At 38.3% G+C, this 20083-nt stretch carries 16 protein-coding genes; 8 read left to right on the forward strand and 8 right to left on the reverse strand.

The window, feature by feature from the left end; genetic code table 11:
• Nucleotides 1–26: 26 nt before the first annotated feature.
• The 4 genes from GUY17_RS18825 (at nt 27) to GUY17_RS18840 (ending at nt 3710) form a co-directional block, all read left to right on the forward strand.
• Nucleotides 27–800, forward strand: a complete 774-nt coding sequence (locus GUY17_RS18825) for an SDR family oxidoreductase (RefSeq protein ID WP_254439835.1) — start codon at nt 27–29, stop codon at nt 798–800.
• 45 nt (nt 801–845) lie between these two features.
• The gene (locus GUY17_RS18830; RefSeq protein ID WP_162023996.1) at nt 846–1991 is read left to right on the forward strand and encodes an alpha/beta hydrolase; all 1146 of its coding nucleotides are present in this window, start codon (nt 846–848) and stop codon (nt 1989–1991) included.
• Between the two features lie 196 nt (nt 1992–2187).
• On the forward strand, nt 2188–2466 hold the full coding sequence (locus GUY17_RS18835; RefSeq protein ID WP_011639067.1) for a hypothetical protein: 279 nt from the start codon (nt 2188–2190) through the stop codon (nt 2464–2466).
• Nucleotides 2467–2828: 362 nt separating this feature from the next.
• Nucleotides 2829–3710 carry a hypothetical protein gene (locus tag GUY17_RS18840; RefSeq protein ID WP_162023997.1) on the forward strand — a complete coding sequence of 294 codons (882 nt, stop codon included), beginning with the start codon at nt 2829–2831 and terminating at the stop codon, nt 3708–3710.
• A 144-nt stretch (nt 3711–3854) separates the two neighbouring features.
• On the opposite strand, the gene GUY17_RS18845 is transcribed toward GUY17_RS18840, so the two are convergent.
• Entirely contained in the window at nt 3855–4607 is a 753-nt protein-coding gene (locus tag GUY17_RS18845; RefSeq protein WP_162023998.1) for a class I SAM-dependent methyltransferase, read from the reverse strand.
• 522 nt (nt 4608–5129) lie between these two features.
• Nucleotides 5130–5531, reverse strand: coding sequence for a hypothetical protein (locus tag GUY17_RS18850; RefSeq protein WP_174839660.1), 402 nt, complete (start codon nt 5529–5531; stop codon nt 5130–5132).
• 319 nt (nt 5532–5850) lie between these two features.
• On the opposite strand from GUY17_RS18850, the gene GUY17_RS18855 reads away from it, so the two are divergent.
• A complete protein-coding gene (locus GUY17_RS18855) occupies nt 5851–6339 on the forward strand; it encodes a TIGR00645 family protein (RefSeq protein ID WP_162024000.1) in 489 nt (162 codons plus the stop codon).
• A gap of 169 nt (nt 6340–6508) precedes the next feature.
• Here the strand turns inward: GUY17_RS18855 and GUY17_RS18860 are convergent, their stop codons facing one another.
• The 3 genes from GUY17_RS18860 to GUY17_RS18870 all read right to left on the reverse strand — a co-directional run bounded on the left by GUY17_RS18860 (nt 6509) and on the right by GUY17_RS18870 (nt 9268).
• On the reverse strand, nt 6509–7126 hold the full coding sequence (locus GUY17_RS18860; RefSeq protein WP_162024001.1) for a helix-turn-helix transcriptional regulator: 618 nt from the start codon (nt 7124–7126) through the stop codon (nt 6509–6511).
• On the reverse strand, nt 7123–8496 hold the full coding sequence (locus tag GUY17_RS18865) for a type II toxin-antitoxin system HipA family toxin (protein WP_162024002.1): 1374 nt from the start codon (nt 8494–8496) through the stop codon (nt 7123–7125). Before GUY17_RS18865 ends, GUY17_RS18860 begins: the two co-directional genes overlap by 4 nt.
• Nucleotides 8497–9031: 535 nt before the next feature.
• Nucleotides 9032–9268 (reverse strand): helix-turn-helix domain-containing protein, encoded by a 237-nt coding sequence (locus GUY17_RS18870; RefSeq protein WP_162024003.1) that lies wholly within the window; start codon nt 9266–9268, stop codon nt 9032–9034.
• A 428-nt stretch (nt 9269–9696) separates the two neighbouring features.
• Here GUY17_RS18870 and GUY17_RS18875 point away from each other — a divergent pair, with 428 nt between their 5' ends.
• Entirely contained in the window at nt 9697–11547 is a 1851-nt protein-coding gene (locus tag GUY17_RS18875) for a retron Ec67 family RNA-directed DNA polymerase/endonuclease (RefSeq protein ID WP_162024004.1), read from the forward strand.
• A gap of 665 nt (nt 11548–12212) precedes the next feature.
• The gene (locus GUY17_RS18880) at nt 12213–13208 is read left to right on the forward strand and encodes a DUF4382 domain-containing protein (protein ID WP_162024005.1); all 996 of its coding nucleotides are present in this window, start codon (nt 12213–12215) and stop codon (nt 13206–13208) included.
• 745 nt (nt 13209–13953) lie between these two features.
• On the opposite strand, the gene GUY17_RS18885 is transcribed toward GUY17_RS18880, so the two are convergent.
• The 3 genes from GUY17_RS18885 to GUY17_RS18895 form a co-directional block, all read right to left on the reverse strand.
• Nucleotides 13954–16038 carry a protein-disulfide reductase DsbD gene (locus tag GUY17_RS18885; RefSeq protein WP_162024006.1) on the reverse strand — a complete coding sequence of 695 codons (2085 nt, stop codon included), beginning with the start codon at nt 16036–16038 and terminating at the stop codon, nt 13954–13956.
• A 135-nt stretch (nt 16039–16173) separates the two neighbouring features.
• Nucleotides 16174–17238, reverse strand: a complete 1065-nt coding sequence (locus GUY17_RS18890; RefSeq protein ID WP_123776724.1) for a TlpA disulfide reductase family protein — start codon at nt 17236–17238, stop codon at nt 16174–16176.
• A 109-nt stretch (nt 17239–17347) separates the two neighbouring features.
• Nucleotides 17348–17962 carry an FMN-dependent NADH-azoreductase gene (locus GUY17_RS18895; protein ID WP_162024007.1) on the reverse strand — a complete coding sequence of 205 codons (615 nt, stop codon included), beginning with the start codon at nt 17960–17962 and terminating at the stop codon, nt 17348–17350.
• Nucleotides 17963–18078: 116 nt separating this feature from the next.
• Between GUY17_RS18895 and GUY17_RS18900 the strand changes: the two genes are divergently transcribed.
• Nucleotides 18079–19461 (forward strand): PLP-dependent aminotransferase family protein, encoded by a 1383-nt coding sequence (locus GUY17_RS18900; protein WP_123776726.1) that lies wholly within the window; start codon nt 18079–18081, stop codon nt 19459–19461.
• The last annotated feature ends 622 nt before the right edge of the window (nt 19462–20083 follow it).

The following is a 20083-nucleotide window of genomic DNA, read 5'->3' on the forward strand; positions in this document are numbered from 1 at the left end:
GACTCATACTAGAAACAACTAGGTTTATGATGAATAAAAACACTATATTTATTACCGGCGCAGCTTCCGGCATTGGCTTAGCGACGGCAAAACACTTTCACAAAAAGGGCTATTGGGTCGGTATGGCCGACATCAATTTGGCGCAATTAACACAAGCCACCGATATATGGGATAGAACTCGAATAAGGTTGTTTCAACTGGATGTCAGTGATTTTTCACAAGTACAACACGCTATGGCTAAATTTTGTGCTGAACATAATAACTGCCTGGCCATATTAGTTAATAATGCCGGCATATTGAAAATAGGCTCCTTTGAAGAAATCCCTATCGAACAACATCAGCGCACATTAAGTGTCAATGTCATTGGAGTAATGAACCTATGCCATGCTGCATGGCCATATCTACACAACAATGGCACAAGTACTATTATCAATATGTCATCAGCCAGCAGCGATTATGGTGTACCAGAATTAGCCAGCTATTCGGCCAGTAAGTTTGCCGTAAAAGCACTGACCGAGGCGCTGGAACTTGAGTGGAAAAAGTATGGCATCAGCGTATGCGATGTTATGCCGCCCTTTGTGGCAACCAATATGCTGAAGGCACAGAAAAACAGCGCCAAAGTCATGCAACGACTCGGCGTGAATATCACTGCTGAACACGTAGTCGCAGTGATAGATAAACAAGTGAAACAGCCTAAAACCCATAGAACGGTCAGTGTTTTTTATGGCCTATTACATAGATTAAGTAACGTATCACCGACATTTATCAATCGCCTAGCGATGAAGTGGCTAAGTCGATAAAACATGCGGTTCTAATCAGTTAACAATAAGAAAAAGGCTATAGAAATGGACAACGTGAATAAGCCAGCATCATTGCCACAAGACACATCATCATCTGACAAACCGTCGCAAAACGAACTACCACAAGACGAACCGCTACAAGGCAAACGTCTACAAGCGCCCAAGCTTGAAGCGAAACAATTAATGGTCGCCAAGTGGTTGTCATTAGCGCCGTTATACAAGTTACCAGTCACATTATTCAGATATGTATTTCTAGCGATGGACCGAGTACTTGGGCTGACTAAAATTGAAATGGATAAGGTGATTAATTTAACGGTTCCGGTGAGTACTGGCACTCCTTTTATGGGCACTATTCCTTTGAACGAACATAGCGCCTGCGGTACTAGTACTATTAATAACAGCAATAACGGTAATGGCAGCAATAGCACAATAAAGCTTCGCATCTACCATCCTAGCGCCAACAAACCGCAAAAAACCTTAGTGTACTTTCACGGTGGCGGCGGCGTTATTGGCAGTATTAACACTCATGACCACTTTTGCCGCTATCTGGCTAAACATGGCAACATGAACATTATCTCAGTCGATTATCGACTGGCTCCAGAACATAAATTCCCCATCCCGATTTGTGATGCTATCGAAGCGTGGAACTATATCAATGCCAACCATCAACAACTTAATATTAATCCACAGCACGTAGGCGTGGGTGGTGACAGCGCAGGCGGATATCTAGCGTGTATCATCGGTTTACATTCACTGCAAACATCGCTGCCAGTACAGGCAAAAGTAACACCCGCATTTCAGTTTTTGATCTACCCAATGGTAGATTTACAAGGCTTAACCGAGTCTTATCGCCGTTTCAATAAACAATTAATACTCACCCGCGATTTAATGGATTATTTCAGGTTAAAATATTTACACTCTCTCGACGAAGTCACTCTGCCATTAGTGAGTCCACTACAAGCAGCAGACATTAGCGAATCGCCAAAAAGCTACATATTAACCCTTGGGTTCGATCCATTAAGGGACGATGGCATTGCGTATGCCCAGCGCCTAAAAGCGGCAGGCATAAACACACAACACCAACATTATGATGATTGCATGCATGGCTTTATTTCAATCACAAAACTCAGCCCGCGCGCCAAACAAGCCACTCATAACATCGCAATGGCATTAAACAGCTTTAATGAATGATCGTTATAGGTAACCGACAGCAGAACCGACTCTAGAAACCACCAACAGATGATAAAGTTTACTCAGGCGCCATGTATTACAGGCTAACAAGCCAACTTATGCTAAAATGCGCCGATCAGCTTTATGAATGTGCAATTCTCATTTGTTTGACTGAGCGTAGTGACCCCTACCGTGATTAACTAATGAGGATACACCAATGAGTAAGTTAAATGCCGAAGAGCGTAAAGCTCGAGATAACGATCGTTTTTCAAAACGAGTGGATGAACGCAGAGTAAAAGGCGAAGATGTTGTTGCGTATGCACTTGCCAATGAAAAAGCATTTAAGTTTCTGACCAAAGATGAGAAACACAGCCTTAAAGAAAGACAAGCGGCACTTGTAGAAGAAGTCAGCATTAAAAAACAGCAACAAGTTGAGCTTAAAAATCAGCAAGAATTAGACAAGGTTCAAGCTGAATTTACTGATACCGCGCAGTAAAAATCCATCAACAGCCATTGTTAATGATGATGGCTGACCACATTCAAATACTTATTTTTATACATTCTAGCCTATAAAAATCGGTATTTGAAAGCTGGTGAAGTTTGCTAGCGAACAGGCTTGCTGCCATAAAACACTACAGCATTTAATCCTAAATTCACTTCAAGAAGCATTTTAAGTAGCACAAATATTGTTAACTAAATAGCAATTCTCTTATCTTGAACGAGTTGTAAAAATTTATTCCCCTTCTTTATTCATTCCAAATCATTATTAAAAAGCTTAATCTGCCCACTGACTCTGACCGACAGCTCTCATTGTTTGCTTTATTATAGTTATACTTTAGATAAATAAGGATTTTGTAGATGAAACGGATGTTATTTAAGCTTTGTATCGCGCTGCTCGCGTGTGGATTATCTACAAATGTTTTTGCAAGCGTTAAGACATTGGTTTGTAACGATTGTTCAGAATTATCTATGAGTCAAACTGCCCTAAAAGAGGCTGTAGAGTTTACGCTGCCTTACATCATCGTGGTTGATATTAAAAATAAGGTAGCTCAAAAATATCGAGTTGAACAAAATAATCATACCAAACCAATCTTGCATCCCATCGACATGTCGACTATTGAACAGCGCGAAGTGAATTTACTTTATTCATATACAGATGAATTAGTCAGTACCATCAAAAAAGCTGAACAGAAAAATCAATTACAACCGGCTAGGACTCTGCCTACATCAATCGCTAAAATGCCTATAGCTTATACAGACAAGCACCTTGTTTATGCCGGTCATATTGACGGTAATGGCAGTATTTATGACTTCCTACAAGCAAGCTATTTACGAAATGATCTGCATGATGTTTATTTCAAAGAGCACATTCCAGCGTTAAAAGCGGCAAATCCCATGGCATTAAAGGCAATAAAAATCCCTAGCATGAATGATTTGGGTGTGTTCTTAACGATTGATTTCAATTCAACCGAGGAATTTAATCAACCACAAAATAGCTTCTTGAATGTATCGCTTGATATTGTCTCTAGTTCGTTTTTCATTCAAGGTGGACGAGATGGTTTTAACAACTCAATACCCATGACAATCAAGTCTGCGACAGGTGTTTTTTATTTTGCTGATATGGGTGAAAAAGATAAGTTTGAAGCATATATCCGGACACTTGCCAACAGCGATTGTGCCTTTTCTGTGTCCGAAAATCAGGTTGATGATAAATACATTTATCAGTATATCTGTCACTAACACATCATTTTAACAACAACGTTATGCTAAAAATGACGGGGCGAAACACCATAAGGTTCTCACCCATCAAACGCAATATCAGAGCTTAAAAAAACTGGATATAGGCTTATAAGCATTACCGAAAATAATAGCTAAAAACCTTAACTAATCAATCTCACGTTTCGTACACACAAACAAGGCATTGCCGGAAGCCAAATCCCAAGGGATGATTTTGTCGTAATCGTGTTCAAATATTTGAATATCAAAATACGGACTTAATAATGCTTCGAGTTCAGTAAAACTGGTGGCGACCATCGCATGAGAATCTTGCCATAACTGCGTCGAATCAAACTGGGTTTTGCCAATGCTTAGATTGAGCGATTGCATCTCACCTTCACCGCTGTAATGCCAACCAGATTCAAACACAAACTGACTATCTTCAAATTCGGCACTGTGTCTCACTAACGCCTTGTTATTGATTTTATGTTTATCAACGCTGTTAAAACAAAACAAGCCGCCGGTATTTAATGCCTTATGCACACTAGCAATACAGGCTTTAAGTGCCTCGATACCTTGTGAATAGTGAATGGAGTACAAAAAGCAGGTAATCAGATCGAGTTTTTCTTCTACATAAAACTCAGTCATATTTTGCAAACTAAACTGCGCTTCAGGGCAACGACGCATAGCAATATCGAGCATAGGCTGATTGATATCGAGGCCACTACTTTGAAACCCTAAGTCGATAAAATGCCTTACATGAGGCCCCGTTCCACAGGCTAAATCTAAATGTTGTTTACCACTGTTACCCAAAAACTGATGCAAGCGAACTATGCTATTGCTTTGCTGCTGGTAGTTAATGTCACAGCACATTAAATCGTAATAAGCGGATAAATCGGTATAGAGGGCATTGGTAGACATAAAAAGGGATCAGCGACATAGGCAAATTTAGGGTGGCGCATCATATATCAAATTGCACAATGGAGGAATAAGGAGTGAGAAATAAGCAATGAGACATGATAAATAGCTAACGACTAAAATCTAGCGAGTCTTCACTCACTAAAATGCTAGAAATACCCCCTATACCGTTAAGTCACAAAGCATTTTTTTTAATCATCAATTAATCAGGATGTTGTACTAAACAGTTTGGAATATCATTTATCTTTGATCCTACACATCCCATAAAAAGTGTACTTACATACACTTTTTGGAATACCAAACCGTAAACCAGCCATAAAGTGTAGCTTTGTACACTATTTACCAATTCAGATATTAAAAAGCCTCAATACAATTAAATATCGAGGCTTTATAAAATAGTGTTGAAGCAACGCAGTTATTGCGGCTTTAAGTCAGATGAAACGTTTAAGCAGACCCACTGACTCTCTCCACTGACTCCCTCACTTAATCTCACGCTAATCACAGATGGCGATCACGCTAAAATGACTAACGTACCCATCGCATCAGCTCATTCGCATCTATCACCGCACGCTGTCTTTTAATTAGGCTTCCTGCTGAGTCAAAGAGGAATAGTTCAGTTACTCGTGCGTTATGCTTGGCGATAAACGCATCGCCCTCAGGCGTTGCTGTTCTAGCAAGCAGAAAGTACACGTTATCACCAAGATGAGATCGAGCTTCATTCATCTGCTCTGTTTGGGTGATACTTGAAACAAGGTTAGGATCATAGACAAATACTACCGCAGGTTTGCCCGTACCAATTTGTTCAAGATTAGACGTAAACCCCTTGGGCATCAGCATTAACAACAGCCCAAACAGCAATACTATGGATGCTATGACACTTATCGCAACCCAAGGCATTTTACGAGGCACGTTGGTAGGTTTATCCATAATGATAGATCTCTCTTTTAAGTGTTGAAATACATACCCAAGCAAAACAGTATAATCAATAAACCTGAGGCTTAGATTAAAAACGTCTGGGATGAATAGACAATAGGTGATTTAGACGGCAATAACGTTTACTCTGCCCTCACTAAATATCAACCACTAAGAACATAATGCAATACACTGTGCATTATGCAAAGTGTACAGGCAACACATCATCACGTGTGCCACTGCATGTCGGCGCAGTTAACGTTCATTTTGTTATTGTTTTAGAATGAGTGACTTGAGTTATTTCTACGTATTTTATCTGAAGGATTAATTTTTAATGGAAAAAGTGTTTGAAAGATTGATGTATGCATCACGCTGGATCATGGCGCCGATTTATTTGGGATTAAGCCTAATCTTATTCGCCTTAGGCATAAAGTTCTTTCAAGAGATCTTTCATATTATCCCCAATATTTTCTCGATAAAAGAAGTCGATTTGGTGCTAATCACCCTATCGTTAATCGACATCACTTTAGTCGGTGGTCTACTCATCATGGTGATGTTTTCAGGTTACGAAAACTTCGTCTCACAACTCGATGTGGGTGAAGGTAGTGAAAAACTCAACTGGCTTGGCAAGATGGATGCAGGCTCGCTAAAAAACAAAGTAGCAGCGTCTATTGTGGCGATTTCGTCTATTCACCTACTTAAAGTCTTTATGAATGCCGAAAATATCGCGAATGACAAAATCATGTGGTATTTGCTCATCCACATTACCTTCGTGTTATCGGCCTTCGCCATGGGATATCTGGATAAAATTACCCGCAAGTAATAGCAGAATTTCGTCGTGGAAATGGCATAGACAATATCGTGGGGCAGAAAGTTTACTCTGCCTCACTGATTTAGAATGAAACCCCAAACGAAGTGCATAAAATAGCCAGTTGGGAGATCCAACAAGCTTAATAAAAATCATCAACCTATTTTAGGAGCAAATATTTACCTTACTCGGGCAAATACCTAACAAAGTCACCATCATCTAGAACATTTTGCAATACCGTGGGTGAGATTGGGATCAAACCTACGTTTAAACCAAAAGGCTTAAACACTTTATTCAAAACCACAACGCTTGGGTTGCTTCTATTATTTTCTATATCAGAAAGCTTTTTACGAGAAACGTTAACTAACTTTGCATATTTTTCTTGGTTCAAACCGAGCACCTGTATGCGTAACTGAATTAAGGCATCTCCTTGTGTAATGTTAGAAAATAGTAATTTAGTTATAACATTATTAATAACTGCCCTACGTAACTTAGCATCCTTAATAGCCGTTTTCGTAGACGAACGTTGCCTAGTTTGAGTTTTATCACTAGTTGTTACGTCGCTTGCAAATGACTTACCTCTAGGAGCTCCCTCCAATCTAGGGTGCGGGCCTCTCTGAACAACAACGGGTTTTCCAGCATCTCCAACAGTCATATGGACAACGCTGTTATCAACTCGATTCGTTATAATTTGGTCGCTTCTAGTCTGTATACGTTCCCCCTCGCTGTTAAATTTCATATTGCTATCAGAATTATGTTTTTTTAAGAAGTTAACTGTATTCGTTAAATTTTTCTTTTTCATAATAATTCCCATTGTTTCAATTTTTCATCTAGAAAATCAAACCCAAATGTTGGCATATTCACTATTTGATCAGGAACACCACGATCGATTAGCCTTTGCTTTAAACCGACTAGTTGATGTGCTGTTGTCCTTAGTTCATTTATCAATAGTTCTGGATCAATTAAATCACTTAAGGAGTAAGCAATCTCAATAAAATTAAATTTACCACCAAGTTCAAGATCTGGAGCAGCCCATTTCGTTGTTCTTGGTATACCATCTGGATCAGCTTTCATAGGCGCAAAGTCATAAATGGGGGTTAACCTTATACCCTTGTCATCTTTATAGAATGAAGTATTTCGTCCGTGGTTATCGCTATTACCAAACGCAATATTTAATAAGTCACGGCGAACCCATTCAATAATAAATGCCTCAACATCAAAATGCAGGTGCTTCTCTTTGACTGTATTACTCTGAGTGATCAGGTCAACCAACTCACGTATTGTCTCACCATGATCTAGAATAGTAGCTGGCGGTTTTTTTAACATTGAGTACACAGATTCCATACCATAACGTTTGGTAGTCCCATCTACTTGAGTCTCTATATCGAACCTTGGCAACCAAAGTGAATGATAGTTTTCACCTTTTTCTAGTTTCATGTCTGCTACAGGTATAGTACTAAAACCCATAGCGGTTAACTCATGATAATAGTGGTATTCGGCAACTAACACCGCATCATTAACTCCCCTTCTATTCCCTCTTGGGAATTTAACGAGGTAATACATATCATCAATATTTGTATTGTCTTGATAGGTATCTATCCACACGACATCGTTTTTGCTACGTCTTAGTAGCAGTTTTGGGGCTTCTCCACCTGCTCCAGTAGCTCCACCAGCAGCGGCCCCCCGAGTTTGTGCGTAACTCAAAAAGTCTGCACCTCTACTTGCTACGTCTGAAACTTCAAAGTATTGATTAGGAACTCTATTAACTGCTTCTATAGATTCTTTGATACGCAAATTTCCAATGGGAGAAATAGTGCCATATGCTAGCAACACGAACTTTTGTTGATTGGCTGACATCCCATCTGTATCTATTTGAGTCAGCCAGTACTTTCGGCTTGAGCCACTAGGGATGATGTCGTCAATGAACTTCAACCAACCTTGTTGTCCATTGTCATCAAAATAAAATTCAATAGGGTGATTTATAGATACTGCATGGTGATCATCCGCAGAAAGATTAGCAATTATATAGTCAAGTTCATAATCGACTTCGGTAGCGTCAAATGTGTAATCAGCATTATTCGGGAATGTAATCTTCGCAATATCCTTCCATGAGTTATCAATGAAAGCTTGTACAGTTAGTTCATTTAAATTTTCAAGATTAATATCTTCCATTGAATACTCTTTTTTATACTTAATGAATACTATTGTACTCAAAAACATGTAAAATCTCAATAAAAGTAACTTATAGTACTCAATAATTGTTATCACCTTCAATTACTGAGTACTATAAGACTCATTTAGTTGTTTGTTCTTGTCGTTAATTTGGATAATTAGAAGATTGCTACGCTGATAGCTAATACGTCTTATAATACTCAAAAGCTATCGGGCCGGTTTATTATTGAGTTGTATAATACTCAGCAATGAGCCATAACACTACGTATTGAGCATTATATAACTCAATAATCGCATGTTTACATAACATCCTTTAAATGCTTGGCTGACTAAACTTAAATAAAACGCCAAACAACAAATTGAACGCTTATTTAAGAAAAATAAATTCGACCTACACTTATGAATACGAGATAAATATCAGTCTTATCGGTCTTCGTCATTGGATATTTGGATAAAATTACCCGTAAATAACAATCCATCACAAAATAAAAAGCCCCGATACATAACAGCATCAGGGCTTTTTATTTACTATCGATTAGTACCACACTTTAGGATCAGCGTTATGATTCTGCGCGACATCAATACTAATCCCCAGACCATTAAGAATTTTAAACACTGTCGAGATATAAACATCATTACCTTTTTCGACACGAATTAACGTCTTTTTGGTCACGCCACACAGCATCGCCGCCACATCTTGAGTCAATGCCGCATTGTTTCTGGTTTCTTTAATGAGTAAGCCCAAGGATTGTTGATTGAGTGCAGATGCCATAACGTTAGTCCAAAGTATAAGTTATTACACTATTCGATTATTTAGTGATTTGCTGATTAAATGTAATCACTACAGACTGGGAAATTGACCCTAAGATTGATAGAAATCAATATAGATAACGACAAATTATATAGTATTTACTCATCCACATCACATCTGTGTTATCTGCCTTTATAATGGGGATATGTGGATATTTAGGCAGAAATTTTGATCTGACCCCACTTATTCTTAATACAATCAACTATTGACTTACCCATAAACAAATGACACATTCGCAATCGGCTTATGGGCAGATTTTTGGTTCGCGTTTCGCGAGCGGTGAAACAATTGTCCGAAAGGATTGCCATATTGAAGTTTGCACGTATCAAATGTCAGCATAATGGTGCATAAGAGTGCCCATAAGCCACCTACCACAAATGGACTTGTAAATGTCACAACTTAACTATCTAAGAAGAATTTCCACAAAGCCAAGCTTTGCCAAAGCATTAGGTGTTGACCCTAGATTTCTCACTAGGTGTCTTTATATAATCAAACCAGAAAATCAATATCACCAATTTACAATAGAAAAAAGATCTGGTGGTAAACGCATTATAAATGCGCCTGGTGATGACTTAAAAAGTCTACAGAAAAAATTATCAGACTTACTTTTAGATTGTATTGATGAAATTAACATTTCTAAATATCCAAGTTCTCAGCTCGCAAAACCAAAAATGCGGAATAAAAAAGACCTTGATTATGCAGCTACAGTTTTAAAAATTAAGATACCAACAGCTGAATCGAAACAACCCTCTTTATCACATGGCTTTGTAAGAGAACGCTCAATAATTACCAATGCTATGATGCACTTAGGCAAGAAAAATGTACTTAATATTGATTTGAAAAATTTTTTTGATAGCTTTAATTTTGGTCGAGTACGTGGCTTTTTTATTAAGAATAACAATTTTAAGTTAGATCCCCATATTGCTACTATCATTGCACAAATAGCTTGCTATGATAATAAGTTACCTCAGGGAAGCCCATGCTCCCCTGTCATTACAAATTTAATTACTCATAGTTTAGATATTCGTTTGGCTAAATTAGCTAAAAAATATAAATGCACTTATTCGAGGTATGCTGACGACATTACTTTTTCTACCAGAAAGTCTACTTTTCCTAAAGAAATTATGAATGAAGATATTGATGGTTATACGCCAGGTAAAAAATTGGTTGGTGAAATAGTGCATGCTGGGTTTTCAATAAATCATAATAAAACCCGTATCCAATTTAAAGATTCTAGGCAAGAGGTCACAGGACTTATTGTCAACAAAAAACCAAACACTAAAAAGGAATATTGGAGAACGGCAAGAGCCAAATGCAACAACCTATTCAAAAAAGGAAAATTTACTTCAATAGAAGATGGATTTGAAATTGACGGAAATCTTGATGAATTAGAAGGCCAGCTTAACTTTATAGATCAAGTTGATCATTACAACCGCATGAGACAGAAAGCTCCATTAACGGCAGAGTATGCAATAAACAATATAGGGAAAAATACTAAAAATTTACTTTCAGCAAGGGAGAGTACATTTAGCCGTTTTCTATTTTATCGTTTATTTTATGGAAATGATAAGCCGACCATTTTATGTGAAGGTAAAACTGATAATGTTTACCTAAAATCGGCTATCAGTGAACTTCTGCCTAAATATCCTTCCCTAGCTAGAATAGAAGACAACAATTACAAGTTATTAGTTAGATTTGTCGAATACTCCAAGCGTACAAGATTTTTATTAGAATTATTTGGTGGCGTAGATTATTTAAAAGACTTTATTAATAATTTTGAAAAGAATACAAAATGTTATACAGCACCTGAACCTAAGCACCCTGTCATTATATTTTTAGATAATGATGATGCTCGAATTCCAAATTTATTAAAAGGTAAGAGTTTTAATAAGAAAGTGACTTTATTCCCTAGTAGCTTAAATTCTATAGATGATGTAAAAAAAGCAGATTTTATACATATATTTCAAAACCTTTACGTAGTATTTACTCCTCTAGGAAAATCTGGAGAAGACACTGATATTGAGTATTTTTTTCATAAGAAGACCAGAATGATTAAACATTCAAATGGTAAATTTTTTAACACCGTTGATAAAAGAAACCCAGAAGTAGATCTCAGCAAGGATGCTTTTGCTATGCACATAATAAAGGCACAAAAAAAATCAATTAATTTCACACGCTTAAAGCCACTGTTAAATCGTATTGTTAAAGTAACTGAACATTACGATCAAATTAAAAAATAACTCAGATAAAAAACTTCATAAAAATCTTCTCACTCTAAACAAAAAGCCCCGATACTGTTAAGTATCGAGGCTTTCTCTTTTCTCTTACAAGAAATTTAGCTCTAAGCTTCTAGGCTTTAGAACAACAATGTATATAGCGCAGGATAAATCGGGTTAGAACAAGGCGCTTTACCACGACGTTTAGCTTTCTTAAACGAGTGGTGAAGCAACGCAGTTATCACCGATTTAGACAAGCTAGATTACATCATGCTGCCTATTTAAAATCAAACTGTTGATTTTATGAAACTTAATACAAAGTCGTAATTCAGATACCCCTGATTATACCCGCAGTATATTTGATTGAGTAATTCACCTGAATTGCTAACCATTATTATCGTACCATTGCATCATGAAAATTGATTAGAAAAAGCAAGATTATGCAGATTAGATTTGGAACGGGTCGTTGCTACCATTAACTCGCTTTGAATATAACTTGTTAGACGTTATCCCCTAATCCCATGTCTTTGAATACAGTGTAGTTGAATGAAAATATTACGTTTTTCATTCATTAACAGCACTGGCTTAATTTTATACATTGTTCTGAGTCACATTTATATCCAACAAACCACCAGAACCACCTCTTAGTGGGTATTATTAGATTAATTTCATATACTCAGGACGGCTTTATGACGATTTGTAGAACAATGTTGTTATCCTCGATTTTTTTACTTAGCGCATGCGGGAGTGATTCAAATACTACTGTGACGGTAGCAGAACAAGTATTACCTCAGGGGCAATTCTCTTTAGCTATTTCTGATTCACCTATGGTTGGAGTTTCTCATGTTGGTATGGTCATGGGGGAACTGGTCATGACTGATGCTGAGGGCGTAATCCATAGACATGATTTACAGGATATGACGTTTAATCTACTCGATTTTCAGGGGATGGACAGCCATCTTGTAGTCGATAATATCGACTTACCCCTAGGTCAGTACCATGATGCCTATGTCACCATCCAACAGGGCGATGGCAATGACGGCTGCTATGTTGAAGATGGCCAGGGTCGACACGGTTTGTATGTAGCCGATGGACAACTTCCAGTTTCAGATTTTGAAATAGTAGCTGGCCAGCATATTTCTATCACCATGGAAATTGACTTGTATCGTGGCCTTTCATATCAACAAGGAGAATACCATTTAGGTCATCAAGCGATGTGGTCCATTGATAATCGCTATATGGGCCACTTGCTGGGTGAAGTAGATCCTCAATGGATTGCCGATTGCGAGACAACTTATTCCGACCGGACTCCGATCGGGGGACAATTTAGTCACATGGCCTATCTGTATCCTGAAGAGGTAACTAATATTGATCAAATGACGGATATGAGAAACAATCCTCCTGAGGGGGTAACTCTACCGACTGCGGTAAGTCCTATGATGCAGGATATTGACGGCAACTGGCACTTTGCCATGGGTTATTTGCCAGCGGGAAACTATCGGGTCGGCTACAGCTGCTTAGGTCATTTAGATGACCCTGTCAACGATGATATGACTAGTGGCCAATTTGTTATGTTTAAAGATTCTGGTTCAATCACTATAGAAGCAGGAACACAGGGAGGCCAGCAGACAGTACATGAGTGCGGTAACGGCAATGGTGGTCATCACGGACACCATGGCGGCTAGCTAAATGAGTCAGGCTCCCATTCACTTGGGAGCCTCCACGACCAAAAAAGATAGTAAGCCATGTTAACGATAATGATGATTATCATTAAATCGAAATATGAGCAGATACTCTGCTCCATCATGATAAGGGTTGAGCGGAAGCCTTACATATAAAGTGACTAAAACCAAAAGAGGTCAAGTTCCGCCTCAACTTTAGAGTATTAATGATTTTGTTATTTTTCTTGTTGAAAAACAGAGTTTAATCTTCTCCTATACATGGTTTATTCCCCTGACCCATAGTGATTTCTTTAATAGATTTAATCAAATCTGGTATTAACTATATAGTCAGTTTAAATACGAATCAAACGTCCGAGTTAATCAATTTCTAGCCCCTAACTATGTAAGTTATCATCTGAAATAAAGCTTTTAACTGATTTCTCTCCACATGATGTTAAAGGAAATGTACCATCATTTAAGTTATATAGTTGAAACATGTGCCATTACATCAATTATCAAAATCTAAACGTAACACGTAATTGGACAGTAATAAGTCAGTTAAAATACTAATTTAGTTACAAATGAATTAGCCAAATTTTCCAATGACCGCAAGTTTTGATTTACGAATAACCTCAAGGTCCTGGTCAAAATAGCTAATCAACTACATCCTCACATCTAACGTTGTGGACAAAAGATATTAGCCACCACGTTAGAATATTTAAACATCACTCATGAACGATAATGATTAAAGTTAACGATTTATTAACCGTTAATTTGTTACTTGTTCCATTAATATTGATGGGGACAATATTTGTGGGAGAATTTGTGGTTTATCAACACCTTTTTTATACCATAAATACAAAGGTACACCAGAGCGCCCATGTTGTGATAAAAACTGGGTAATTAGAGTATTACCATTGGTCCAGTCGCCAACCATCGTCACTACATTGTGTTGTGTAAATGCCGCTTTTACCTCATCACGATCAATCGATGTTTTTTCATTCACTTTACACGTTAAACACCAGTCAGCTGTGAAATATAAAAACACATCCTGTTTAGATCGTAGTTCAGTTAATTTATCTTGCTCGAAAGAGATAACATTTGAACTAATTTCATGCTGTGGGGTTGTAGATGGTGTACTTGGCATCAAATAGATAACGGCATACAGTGGCACTAAGGTAAGCAATATACTTGGCCACCATTTTCCTTTGCGCTGCGAATACTGCCAAATACCAGTTACCCATAAGCCAAATGTCGATAACATCGTCGCAGCAAGTACCGACAAAACATAATCATTGTTTGATTGACGCATTAAAACCCACACTAAACCGAGTACCGTGATAAACATTGGTACAGATAGAATTCGTCTGGCGGTGGCCATCCAACTACCAGGTTTAGGTAAACGAGTGCGCAACGCAGGAATAAAACCCACTATTAAGAACGGCAACGCCATACCGAAACCTAAGCCTGCAAAAATCACAAACGCGATTCCAATTGGTAGCACTAATGCTGCTCCTAACGCTGTAGCCATAAACGGTCCGGTGCAAGGTGTTGCAATAAATGCAGCAAGCACGCCAGTCCAGAAATCGCCGACAGGTCCTTTTTTGTCTTGCAAGCTAGAACCCGAAGTTAATGTGCCTATTTCAAACAAGCCTGCCAAGTTAAAACCTATGGCACTCATCAAGACAATTAGTACAGCTATTACCCCTGGACTTTGTAACTGAAACGCCCACCCGACTTGATGTCCAAGTGCGCGTAAACCTAAAATTATGCCTCCAAGTATTACGCATACCAATACTGCACCTAAGGTATAAGCGACTGAACCAATTTTTGCTTGTTTCTCTGAACTTTGATGAGAAAGACTTAAAATTTTCAAGCTTAAAATCGGAAAAACACAAGGCATTATATTAAGTAATAAGCCTCCTAAAATAGCTCCAAAGAATGCAGTTAAACCAATCAACCAGGTGCTTTGATTTGTAGTGCTGCTATTTTTACTTTCTGAGTGGGTATCAGTTACATTAGCATCAGGGATAAACGCAACATGATCGGTTTGATGAGCATCAAAACTCAACGCCGTACCATTAGATAACACTAAGACACCTTTAAATAACTTACCTGCTTCGTCACCTACCTGAGTTTGCATGGTTAACACATCATCAAGATGAACTAATACTTGCGAAGCATTGTTTATGATGGTGTTATTAATAAGCGGATAAATATGAGCATCCGCCGTATCAATAGAACTTGGCAATGGAAGGGAAAGCGTTAGCTTGCTATTTTCAATTGAAAACGCACCTTTGACATCCAGCGGTTTAGGGATCTTTTGTCGCCATTGGTTAAATTGGTTTTGATGTTCACGGGAGCGATTTCCATCACCGACAACAATCATAGTGGTAACGATTTGCTGCTCAGGTAGACAAGTTTGGGGATTGCATACCAAGTAGCTAATATTGAGCTTTATGGGTAGCTGAGTACCGTTAACAATATTCTGATCTATGGTTAACGGTGCAAGCAAGGCATATTCGCCGTGATAGATATAATTCATAATATCACTGGTGACTAACTGGCTTGGCGCAGGATATTCGAACTCACCGATTGTTACTCCTTCCGGTAAGGTCCAATTTAACGTGTTGGAAAATCCAGCATCACCAGGATTAGTCCAATAGCCATGCCAGCCCTCTTTTGGCGTCATTTTTAACGCAATATCCTGGGTGCCCCCCGCAGCGGGTTGCTCCGAACTGGTCATTATAGAAACGGAAATAAGGCTCTGCCTGTTATTTTGTTCATTTGCCATGAGTTGAAGTGAGCAAACCAAACCCGTCAACCAAACCATTAATACAACAAAAATTTTCATACTACGCATTCTGTCTTATCTCTGTTTTTTAAATGAGAAACTGAATCACACCACTTTTAACATCGTCACAATTAGCTCTCTATTATTATGAGAGCTATAGAGTCATTGCAGCGACTTCAAAAAGTTAAAATATACTTAGTTAACGCTTGAAATAGTGCGAAGTGACTGATTAAAATCTTCATCTTGAATCGATGATTTAAGGCTGACTTTACCCATTTCATCAATCAGGATAATCGTTGGTACTTGATTCACCCCAAATAGTTTAAACAGTTCGCCTTTTTCATCAAACACTATCGGTAGCGTAGTTTGATAGCTCTTACGGTAATCTTGAAGTTCTGCAACCGATGACCATAGGTTGGTTGATATAGTCACCCACTCAATGTCTCTTGCCTTAGATTTTTGCTCTAATAGCTCACGTACTTGTGTACAAGCTTTTGATGTTTTAGGTTCTGTTTGCTCTAAATACCATTCACACCAAGGACCAAAAAATACCACCCCCACGGCTTTACTTTTTGGGGTATTGAAGTTGAAGTTGACAGACTTGTTGTCAATCGTGGAGAACGATAAATCAGCTACAGAATCCCCCATCTTGTAACCTGAATCTTTAACGATAAGCATCGGATTGTTTATCGGTTTATCAGTCGTTTTTTCAGCAACCACTTTATCCAGAGCCTGGTGAAACTCTTTATCATCTTTGTGGCCAAAATATGCAAACTGACCCTTTTTATCAATCAACAAATGCTGAGGGGTAACACGTAAATTAAATGCGCGAGCAAGCTTGCCATCATCGATTGTGATTGGCATTGTTAACCCCATTTTTTGACGAAAAGCATTTACCGATCTTAAATTATCACTAATTCCGGTATTAACAGCGATCACTTGTACTTTGTCGCCATACTTCTTATAGATGTCTTCAAAGCTCGGCATTTGTTCGCGGCATGGTACACACCAAGTTGCCCAAAACTTTATATAAACTGGCTTTTTGCCGTATACCTGAGCAAGATCGATGTTGTTACCATCAATGGTGACAATGTTCATTTGCGGTGCGGGTGACCCCACTAGTGATTCTCCCGCAGACTTAGCTCTTCGCTCTCCCTCCGCAGAATAATCCTCCTCAGCTTGCAAATGTTGGCTAAATGCAAATAGACATAAAAATGTGATCATTGGTGCTTTTATGAATTGACTAAAACGTGTCGCCATAACAATTTTCCTATCTTTCTTTCTCTATCTAAAAGTTAATCATTACTTTAAAGGTGTGAGTTAACATGCACTAAAAAATAATAATCTTAACGGTTTTTAACAATGTTTATTAGTTCACTGAAAACGTGCTCATTACGTGTTCTCGCACTTGCTCATGCACATATTTAACCTGTTTCTGTACAATAACTGGGGTTGCTGCTGTTCCTTCAATCGTAAAAAAAATCACGTTCATTAAGCCAATCGTCGCCAATACTTCTGTCATATAAGGAGTGAAGAAATCTGTCTGATAAGCACCTTCGCCAGAAAACACGCCGCCAGCAGAAATGAAGATATAAACCGGTTTATCACTTAATAAACCACGCTTACCTGTTGAAGTTATTTCAAATGTGCGCCCAGCTCTAACCACATGGTCTACCCAACACTTTAATCCAGAGGGTAATGAATAGTTATGCATAGGAGAAGCTATAATCACTACATCGGCTTGTTCAAGTGAAGTAATTAGCTGATTTGAAGTTGCTAAGCTGCCTACCGCTTGAACATGCTGTTTTTCCTGCGAACATAGTGCAATAGCATAGTCCACATCGACATGAACAAGTGTAGTTACGTCAATTTCATTAAGTTCAACAGAACCTATCGCCGACAACTGCTCAATCATGGTCTGCGCTAATGAATACGTGCAGGATTGATGTTGCTTTGGACTGCAATTAACTAGCATCACGTTCATATAACCTCTCTAATAACGTCAAGAATAGGTATCACTTTATAAGCTAAGCATGATACAAATAGTTATGGCCTACTATAAGAGCCATAAATTAACTTTTTTTATGGGCCATATTTGAAATGGAAAAACGACCGAATAGAAAATTCGCTTACAAACAAGTATACCAACGAATTCACTCTGCTATTTTACAAGGCATACTAAAGCCTGGGGACCGTATTCCTTCAGCCAGAACACTGGCAAAAGAAATGGGGGTTGCGCGAGGTACTGTTGAAGAAGGTTATGCGTTACTTAAAGCTGAGGGATACATTGAATCAAAAGGCCAAGCAGGAACTTTAGTCAGTCAAGATATTCAAGATCCATCTACCGTTAAAAAGGCTATTGCCACCTCCCGTCAACCGGGTTTCATGTCTGAAATTCAAGTATCTGATATTATGCCTTTTCAATTAGGTATTCCCGCTTTAGACGCATTCCCTAAACAAACTTGGTCAAGAATGACTGCAAGATGTGCCAGGAATACACATATAGACAATCTCGTTTATCCATCTGTTTACGGTATACCAGAATTAAGAGTTGCTATTGCTCAATATTTACAACTGTCTCGTGGCGTTCAATGCCAGCCGACTCAAGTGTTTATTACTTCTGGATATGTTAATTCGCTAAAATGGATTAGCAAGGTGCTTTTGCAGCCAGAATCATATATTGGTGTTGAAGATCCAGGTTACCCACTAACACGTCGTATACTTGAAAATAACCATTTTAACGTTATCCCTGTTCCTGTTGATGAAGACGGAATAAACATTCCAAACAACGATAAAATAGCAGCAGTAATTGTTACTCCAGCTCATCAAAGTCCAACCTGTGTGTCTTTATCGCTCAATCGTCGGCAAATGCTTTTAGAATGGGCTGAAACTAATCAGAGTTGGATAGTAGAAGATGATTATGATGGTGAATATCGCCATACAGGGCTTCCATTACCTGCATTAAAAAGCTTGGATACTCAAGACAGAGTCATCTACTCTGGAACATTCAGTAAAGTACTATTTCCAAGTCTAAGAATGGCTTATATCGTGGTACCACAAAAGCAAGTCAGTAATTTTGAGCAATGTTCAGAGTTATATGCGGGTAATGTTTCTGGCTTGATACAAAGTTCCGTGCTTGCCTTTATGCAAGAAGGTCACCTTGCTCGACATATTCAACGGATGAGAAAACTCTATCGGGAACGTCGAGAATTAGCAGCCAGATTGTTTAATCAAATTTTAGGCGATAGGGTTTCAATTGAACCACAATCCGGTGGTATGCACATGATTGTAAAACTGAACGATCCGAAAAGCGATGATATGGCAATAGCCGAGAAAATGATGAAAGCAGGATTATTCTCCCAAGCCTTATCGCAATGGTCTTCTAGACCTATTCATCCAAGTTTAATTCTAAGTTTCACGAATATTAGAACTGAGGAAGAGTGCCTAAAATTAATATCTCAGTTAAAGGATATTGGTATCTAAATACGTTATTAAATGAGTAGTAACTCATTTTAGTCTCTGTAAAATAGCAAAATAAGATAAATTTTTTATGGAAAACAAAGGTAAGCACACTTAAATAGAGCTTTAGTTCTAACAAACTTTGGTGCAAAGGGTAGCCAGCAATAATCCCGCTGACTTGTAGCTGAAAAAGTAGCCGTAGGTTCTAGTGTCATTTAATATTAGCAATCTGTACTTTCTGGAAGTAATAGAGCATTCTCTAACTCAACACCAAGATATCTGATCGTATTGTCTACCTTTCTATGGCCTAACAAAAGCTGCACTGCTCGAGTATTCTTTGTTTTAGCATAGACAAAAGTCGATTTGATTTGCATGATAGAGTGGGTTTCATACAGGTTGGACCTAGTCCAAGATTGAATGCCCGTTTCCTAGCAATGTATCTATAGAACGAGTAGTTAATCGGCTGTTGCTTCAATCTAGGGCTGGGGAAAAGGAAATAGCTTGCGCTTAACGATGAAAGCAAGATGCATTTCATCTGACTTTGTTGAGTTCTTGTCGCTATTTCTAAACTGAACTTCAATGCCAGTCTTCTGCTGTATATGCTTAACTCGATTAAATATCAGGTCTTTGAAGATACATCGCATAC

Origin of the sequence: Shewanella sp. Arc9-LZ, from assembly GCF_010092445.1 — a bacterium.
Taxonomy (GTDB): Bacteria; Pseudomonadota; Gammaproteobacteria; order Enterobacterales; family Shewanellaceae; genus Shewanella.